Raw genomic sequence first — 6782 nt, 5'->3', positions numbered from 1 at the left:
GAACGCTATTAGCGTATTCCAGCTAGGCGGCAATCACGAAAATCGAGTAGCGACTCGTCCTGTATCTAAAGTTGCTGTGAGTAAAGTCGCGCATGTGGCAAGACCTACCCCTGTCAAACTGAGCGTTAAAACGAACAGTGATGATGGCGATTGGGAGGAGTTTTAAAAAGGGATTTTATAGTTTGGAGCCTAATGGTTTATAATAGAGGGTAAATGTTAGCGAACAGCTAATTTTGACCGATTAAGGTAAGGTGGTGAGTGTAACGTTATCCACCATATGTAAGTAAAAATTGGCAGGAACGCCACACTCAACTGCCAAGTGTAACAAAAGTAGTTAATTTTGAAATTTATTAAGAAGTTCTAGGAGACTGAAATGGCTGTTATTGATCGTGTATTAATTGGTGAAGCATTAGTGATCGAAGATCGCCCAGATGGTAGCGGTTTAGATCTTAAAAATGTAGCTCACATTGACTTGGTAATGGGTCCACGTGGTAGCGCTGCAGAAGATGCATTTTGCCGTACACTAACTGATCAAAAAGAAGGTGTAAATGGCTTGTTAGCTATTGTTGCACCTAACCTGATGGTAAAACCAAACACTGTGATGTTTAACAAAGTGACTTTGAAAAACACTAGACAATCTGTGCAAATGTTTGGCCCAGCACAACGCGGTGTTGCGATGGCTGTGATGGAGTGTGTTGAAGATGGCACAATCCCAGTTGAAGAAGCTGATGATGTGTTTATTTCTGTTGGTGTATTTATTGACCAATCTGCTGATATGGACGACCGTATTCAAGATTGGAACTATCGTGCTACTAAACAAGCGATTAAGAGCGCAGTTGCACGTGAGCCAAAAGCGGCTGATTTGTTGAAAGTTTACAAAGATTCAGCACACCCTTTTGCTGCACCAGACAAAAACAGAAGAGCAACAGACAAGTAATACAGTAATACGCAGTAATTAAGTAATAAAAATTAGTAATTATGTAAGAAGTGATGTGGAGCAATGTTTTAAGATGAAAATGTCAAAAAGCCAATTTTAATTAAGCGGTTTTGTCGATATTTACATCTTGCATTGCTGCATAGTCATTACATTAATATTGTCGATTAATAATTAAAATTTTAATTAAGCGATTAGCAGCAACATATTAATAAATAAAAAATTAAAAGTGCCAAAAGCATATTGCTAAAGTACTTTGTACCAAACTGGTGCAGTAAGTAACTTACAATAATTACGTGGTGAATATTAATGTTGAAAAAAGAGCAGCACGACGAGGGGCGGGAGTTTAATTTTACTGCTCAGGATTTTGCTAGAGTACGTCACTTAATTTATCGTCATGCTGGTATTTCTCTATCTGAAGCCAAGTCTGATATGGTGTACAGCCGTATTGGCAGAAGGTTGCGTGTTCTAGGGGCTACTTCTTTTAAGCAATACCTAGATATTCTCGAGAGTGAAAACAACCCAGCTGAATGGGAGGCTTTTACTAATGCGCTCACAACAAACCTCACTTCGTTTTTCCGTGAAGAGCATCATTTCCCTATCCTTGCAGATCATCTGCTAACCCTTAAAAAACCTATACGTATATGGTGTTCTGCCGCATCCACCGGCGAAGAGCCTTATACCATTGCCATGACCGCCTGTGAGGCGTTTGGCAGCCTAAATCCACCAGTTGAAATTGTTGCTACTGATATAGACACTAATGTGCTGTCTACAGCAGCACGTGGCGTTTATCCTTACGAGCGCGTAAGCAAGCTTTCAGAACAAAGACGTAAGCGTTTCTTTCTAAAAGGCACAGGTCTGAATGACGGCCTGGTTGCGGTGAAAAAAGAGCTGAAAGCGATGATTACGTTTAGCCAGCTTAATCTACTGGATGAAGATTGGGCACTGCATGAGTCTTTTGATGCCATTTTCTGTAGAAATGTAATGATTTATTTTGACAAGCCTACACAGGCTAAAATTTTGAGTCGATTTGTACCACTAATGAAATCCCACGCACTCTTATTTGCTGGGCATTCAGAGAACTTTCTTTATGTGTCAGATGCTTTTCATTTAAAAGGGAAAACTGTGTACACATTAAATGACGGTAGCCAATTGAAACGTTCAGGCGCTCATGCGAAAGAGAAAACGTCATGAGTATGTTAGAAGAAGAAATTTCTACTACACTGTATTTTGACCGGACTTTTGATTGCGACGCAGCAAAAATAGCGCCTGGTGAGTATTACTTTACAGATAAAGACATGTTGATTGTGACGGTGTTGGGGTCATGTGTGTCTGCCTGTATACGAGATAGTAAAACAGGTGTAGGTGGTATGAATCACTTTATGCTGCCAGATAGTGCAGCAGCGGATAGAGATAGTCCAGTTTCTGAATCTATGCGTTACGGCACTTACGCCATGGAGGTTTTGATTAACCAGCTGTTACGTAATGGCGCACGCCGTGAGAACTTGGAAGCTAAGATATTTGGTGGAGGCAATGTCTTGAAGAGTTTTACTACGACCAATGTGGGCGATCGTAACGCAATCTTTGTAAGGAAGTACCTGAATGCGGAAGGTATACGCATCACAGGTGAGGACTTATTAGATATCTATCCTAGAAAAGTTTACTTCTTTCCTAAAACCGGCCGGGTTTTAGTGAAGAAACTGAAACAAATGCACAATGACACCTTGTTTAAACGTGAAGAGGTTTATGCAAGCAAGCTTAAGACTGCTGATGTCGGTGGTGCAATTGATTTGTTCTAATTGATTGAATGAGCAACAAGACATGAGAATAAGCAAATGAAAATAAAAGTACTTGTTATTGATGATTCAGCACTAATCCGTAGCTTACTCACGGAAATAATTAATGACCAAAAAGATATGATGGTCGTCGGGGCTGCACCAGATCCATTGATTGCACGAGAAATGATCAAGCAATTAAATCCTGATGTACTGACACTGGATGTGGAAATGCCAAAAATGGACGGTTTGGATTTCTTGGAAAAACTGATGCGTTTACGCCCAATGCCCGTAGTTATGGTGTCTACACTGACTGAAAAGGGTTCAGAAATTACTATGCGTGCATTAGAGTTAGGCGCAACGGATTTTGTGACTAAGCCTAAAATGTCTATCACTGAGGGTATGCGTGAGTATACGCATGAAATTACGGATAAAATTCGAGCAGCCTCTCAAGCAAAAGTTAAGTCACTTAGTCGCCATCCTGTGGCCGCAAATGCTGGAGCACAGCCGGCGCAATTGCGTAACCCGCTGATTAGTAGTGAAAAATTGATAATTGTTGGCGCCTCTACAGGCGGTACAGAGGCAATTAAGTCGTTTTTATTGCAGATGCCGTCAGATTGCCCCGGCATCTTAATTACCCAGCACATGCCTGCAGGCTTTACTAAATCTTTTGCAAATAGACTAAATTCTTTATGCCAAATATCCGTTAAAGAAGCAGAGGGTGGGGAGCGTGTTTTACCAGGTCATGCTTATATTGCTCCTGGTGATAAGCATTTATTGCTGGCAAGAAGTGGTGCCAACTATGTAACGGAACTAAGTGACGCTCCGCCAGTGAATCGTCATAAGCCCTCAGTTGATGTGTTGTTTGAATCAGCAGCCTTACATGCAGGTAAAAATGCGATTGGCGTCATCTTAACCGGGATGGGTAAAGATGGTGCAGTAGGTATGGCGCAAATGAAAAACGCCGGCTCCTATAATTTTGCCCAAAATGAAGAGAGCTGCGTGGTGTATGGCATGCCAAAAGAAGCTGTAGCGCATGGCGGGGTGGATGAGGTTGCACATTTAAATGAGTTGCCAAAGTTAGTGCTTAATCATTTAATGGTAAATAGCGCCCGTGCATTAAGGGTATAAAATCTGCTATACCTTGAGTGCTCAATTGAGAGTGCTAAATTTTTTTATGACGGCATGTAATTTGTATTCATCATGGTGTCTTGAGTTAATAAAGCAGGCTTTGTCATAAGTCAGTACAATATATAAAAATTATAGAATTTATTCATGATGTTGAGCGTAATGTAAAGTTAGCAGCGTCAGGAATAGTTAATACTAATGGAGTGGAAGCATGGCAAATACAAATACTAAATTTCTGGTAGTGGATGACTTTTCTACGATGCGTAGAATCGTTCGCAACCTGCTTAAAGAGTTGGGTTATACCAATGTGGATGAAGCAGAAGACGGCGTCGCAGCACTAAGCAAACTGAAAGGCGGTGGGTTTGAGTTTGTGGTATCTGATTGGAATATGCCCAATATGGATGGCCTGACATTGCTACAGAACATTCGTGCTGATGCTGAGCTATCTAAACTTCCTGTTTTAATGGTAACGGCTGAAGCCAAAAAAGAAAATATTATTGCAGCAGCACAAGCTGGTGCTAATGGTTACGTGGTAAAACCTTTTACTGCAGCAACACTTGATGAAAAATTATCAAAAATATTCGAGAAGCTTGAGAAAGCAGGGGCTTAACTATGACTAGCGAAGCCACACCACAACAAGCTGTAAATGCAGAGTCTGCGCTAGGGCTGTCATCAAGTGATGAGATTCTTAACCGCGTGGGCCACGTCACAAGAACGTTGCATGATAGTTTAAGTGGTTTAGGTTTAGATAAGATATTAGAGCAAGTTGCGCAGGATATCCCGGATGCACGTGATCGTTTGGCTTATGTGGCAAGGATGACAGAGCAGGCGGCTGAGCGTGTTTTGAACGCAACAGACGTGGCAATCCCATTACAAGAAGAGCTTGCCGCTGGTGCAACTGCGTTGCAGCAACGCTGGCAAGATGTAATGCGCGAGCCATCGTTAAAGAGTGAGTATAATTTGGCGGCTAATGAAACACTCACGTATTTAACAATGGCAGGTAAAAACACAGCAGAAACCAAGGCCCTATTGATGGATATCATGATGGCGCAGGATTTCCAGGATTTGACTGGGCAGGTAATTAAAAAAATCACAGGCCTTGCACAAGAGTTGGAGCAACAGTTGGTGCAGCTGCTGATTGATTTCTCGCCAGCAATTCCAAAAAAAGATACGGAAGCAACTAAAGCTGACGCTGCTGATAATTCATCGCTACTGAACGGCCCACAAATTGACCCAGATGCAGTGGATGTAGTGGCTAGCCAAGAGCAGGTAGATGACTTGCTTGATAGTTTAGGCTTCTAGTAAGTTATAATTACTAACACTTCTAAGGCTCACAAAATGACAATGCGATTGTTTTGTGGGCCTTGTTAATATTAAGCCTATTCACGGCTATATCACTGTTAAATCAAATAAGTTAATCAGCTTGCGTTCCTTCAATTGGCCCCCGCCACTAGTGATTTTTCTCGCGTCTTATGTATTAGCTTTGGCCATTTTCGCAATCGCTCAGTTTACTTGTTTGTAATAGCTTGTAAGTTGCTTAAGTCGTCAATAATCTGTTGGGAATGATTAGAAACATTCACATTGTTATAAATTTTAATTACCTTTGAATCTGGGTCGATTAAAAATGTATAGCGTTTAGCAATTTTAATAAAGATCAGATTGGTGAGTGCATAGTATGCATTTGCAACACGGCCATCTACATCAGCTAGTAAGGTGAAGGGGAGGTGGTATTTTTCTGCGAACTTCTGATGCGAGGCCTCTGAGTCCACGCTAATGCCGATAATTTTGGCATTCAATTTTTCCAGTTTAGATAAATCGTCCCTAAAACTACAAGCCTCTTTGGTGCAACCTGGCGTGTCATTTTTTGGGTAGAAGTAAAGTGCGACATACTTTCCCTTGTAATCGGATAGTGAGTGCTGCACCCCATTTTTATCTGCCAGTGTGAATTCTGGTGCTTTTTCACCAATAATTAAACTTGGCTGCTTTAGTGCGTAATGACGATAACCAATGAGCGCAACCAATATGACCGCTAGGTAGAATAGAATCTTAATAAACATGTAATTACCTTGATTAGTTTTTTTGCTGAGATGAAGCATACTGCTAGGATGTTAGCATCGTTTTTGACTATTTCACATGATGGTTTGCGATTTGAGCGTGGATTTTATCCTTAAAAAGATTGGTTGATATTAATAGCAATAACATGATTCATTCTGTCAGGTGTGCTTATTGCTACATACTGATTTAGATACCCAACCTCTAAATTAGTTGTTGTAAGGATTTTTCTTCCTACGCCTAGGAACAATCTATTTTGATCAAAGCCAGATTTAACCTGAGCGGTGTTATTTAGATTGAAATAAGCTTCATCAGTGATAATGGCCGTGTAATCAGTAGATAATTGAAAGCTCAGTTTAATTAGTTGTCTCAAGCCGGTTGATATTTCTCCTTGATGTTCAAATTGCCTATGCTCAAAACGTGTACGCTCCTGAACTTTATATGAATTACTATCAAGTAGCGTTGCGCTTATGTCTTCCCACAAGCGCTGTTCATGGGTGTGCTGATTGCTGTTATTAAAGCCAAGGTTGTAAGCGTAACCACCGCCAATATAAACAGTATTTGAAAATTGGTAATAAAGCCCAGGCCTGATTGTGATTTGATCTCTATGAACCCCTTCATACCGCCAATAGGGTTGAATTTGAATCATAGCTTTTAGATTTGATGATAACTGATGGTCTGCTTGGTAAGTAAGCCATATTCGGTCATCCCGCTCTACTTCTGCGTACACATGGTTTGTGATTGCCAGCAATAAAATATAAATAATAAACTTCATACAACAATGTAAATGATAATCATTATTAATTATATCAAAATACTTGTCAGTTATAGCAGTATAGACAGTGAAATTATTAGTAGTTTTGAAATTAAAATGAAGATGCTTATTGTGCTGA

General features: G+C 40.4%; 8 protein-coding genes. 6 read left to right on the top strand and 2 right to left on the bottom strand.

Annotated elements, in window-relative coordinates:
• Positions 1 to 373: 373 nt before the first annotated feature.
• From fae to cheZ, 6 genes are all read left to right on the top strand, one after another.
• Positions 374 to 937 (top strand): formaldehyde-activating enzyme, encoded by a 564-nt coding sequence (gene fae, locus VGD82_RS04620; protein WP_135276908.1) that lies wholly within the window; start codon positions 374 to 376, stop codon positions 935 to 937.
• Between the two features lie 306 nt (positions 938 to 1243).
• Positions 1244 to 2128: a CheR family methyltransferase gene (locus tag VGD82_RS04615; protein WP_331019270.1), complete on the top strand. Its 885-nt coding sequence runs from the start codon at positions 1244 to 1246 to the stop codon at positions 2126 to 2128.
• A complete protein-coding gene (gene cheD, locus VGD82_RS04610) occupies positions 2125 to 2733 on the top strand; it encodes a chemoreceptor glutamine deamidase CheD (protein WP_331019269.1) in 609 nt (202 codons plus the stop codon). The genes VGD82_RS04615 and cheD overlap by 4 nt, the downstream gene beginning before the upstream one ends.
• Positions 2734 to 2769: 36 nt before the next feature.
• Positions 2770 to 3840 carry a chemotaxis response regulator protein-glutamate methylesterase gene (locus VGD82_RS04605; protein ID WP_331019268.1) on the top strand — a complete coding sequence of 357 codons (1071 nt, stop codon included), beginning with the start codon at positions 2770 to 2772 and terminating at the stop codon, positions 3838 to 3840.
• 208 nt (positions 3841 to 4048) lie between these two features.
• On the top strand, positions 4049 to 4447 hold the full coding sequence (cheY, locus tag VGD82_RS04600) for a chemotaxis response regulator CheY (RefSeq protein ID WP_015832190.1): 399 nt from the start codon (positions 4049 to 4051) through the stop codon (positions 4445 to 4447).
• Between the two features lie 2 nt (positions 4448 to 4449).
• The gene (cheZ, locus tag VGD82_RS04595; RefSeq protein WP_331019267.1) at positions 4450 to 5139 is read left to right on the top strand and encodes a protein phosphatase CheZ; all 690 of its coding nucleotides are present in this window, start codon (positions 4450 to 4452) and stop codon (positions 5137 to 5139) included.
• Between the two features lie 206 nt (positions 5140 to 5345).
• Here the strand turns inward: cheZ and VGD82_RS04590 are convergent, their stop codons facing one another.
• Positions 5346 to 5894, bottom strand: coding sequence for a peroxiredoxin (locus VGD82_RS04590; protein ID WP_331019266.1), 549 nt, complete (start codon positions 5892 to 5894; stop codon positions 5346 to 5348).
• Between the two features lie 110 nt (positions 5895 to 6004).
• Positions 6005 to 6664, bottom strand: a complete 660-nt coding sequence (locus tag VGD82_RS04585) for a DUF2490 domain-containing protein (RefSeq protein ID WP_331019265.1) — start codon at positions 6662 to 6664, stop codon at positions 6005 to 6007.
• Positions 6665 to 6782: the final 118 nt, after the last annotated feature.

This window comes from Methylotenera sp. (assembly GCF_036401095.1).
Lineage (GTDB): Bacteria > Pseudomonadota > Gammaproteobacteria > Burkholderiales > Methylophilaceae > Methylotenera.
Note: the sequence above shows the minus strand (reverse complement) of the source record. Positions and strands in the feature narration are given on the sequence as shown.

Coding starts and splice junctions, on each gene's coding strand:
- fae (WP_135276908.1), top strand. CDS start 374: ATGGCTGTTATTGATCGTGTATTAATTGGTGAAGCATTAGTGATCGAA.
- VGD82_RS04615 (WP_331019270.1), top strand. CDS start 1,244: ATGTTGAAAAAAGAGCAGCACGACGAGGGGCGGGAGTTTAATTTTACT.
- cheD (WP_331019269.1), top strand. CDS start 2,125: ATGAGTATGTTAGAAGAAGAAATTTCTACTACACTGTATTTTGACCGG.
- VGD82_RS04605 (WP_331019268.1), top strand. CDS start 2,770: ATGAAAATAAAAGTACTTGTTATTGATGATTCAGCACTAATCCGTAGC.
- cheY (WP_015832190.1), top strand. CDS start 4,049: ATGGCAAATACAAATACTAAATTTCTGGTAGTGGATGACTTTTCTACG.
- cheZ (WP_331019267.1), top strand. CDS start 4,450: ATGACTAGCGAAGCCACACCACAACAAGCTGTAAATGCAGAGTCTGCG.
- VGD82_RS04590 (WP_331019266.1), bottom strand. CDS start 5,894: ATGTTTATTAAGATTCTATTCTACCTAGCGGTCATATTGGTTGCGCTC.
- VGD82_RS04585 (WP_331019265.1), bottom strand. CDS start 6,664: ATGAAGTTTATTATTTATATTTTATTGCTGGCAATCACAAACCATGTG.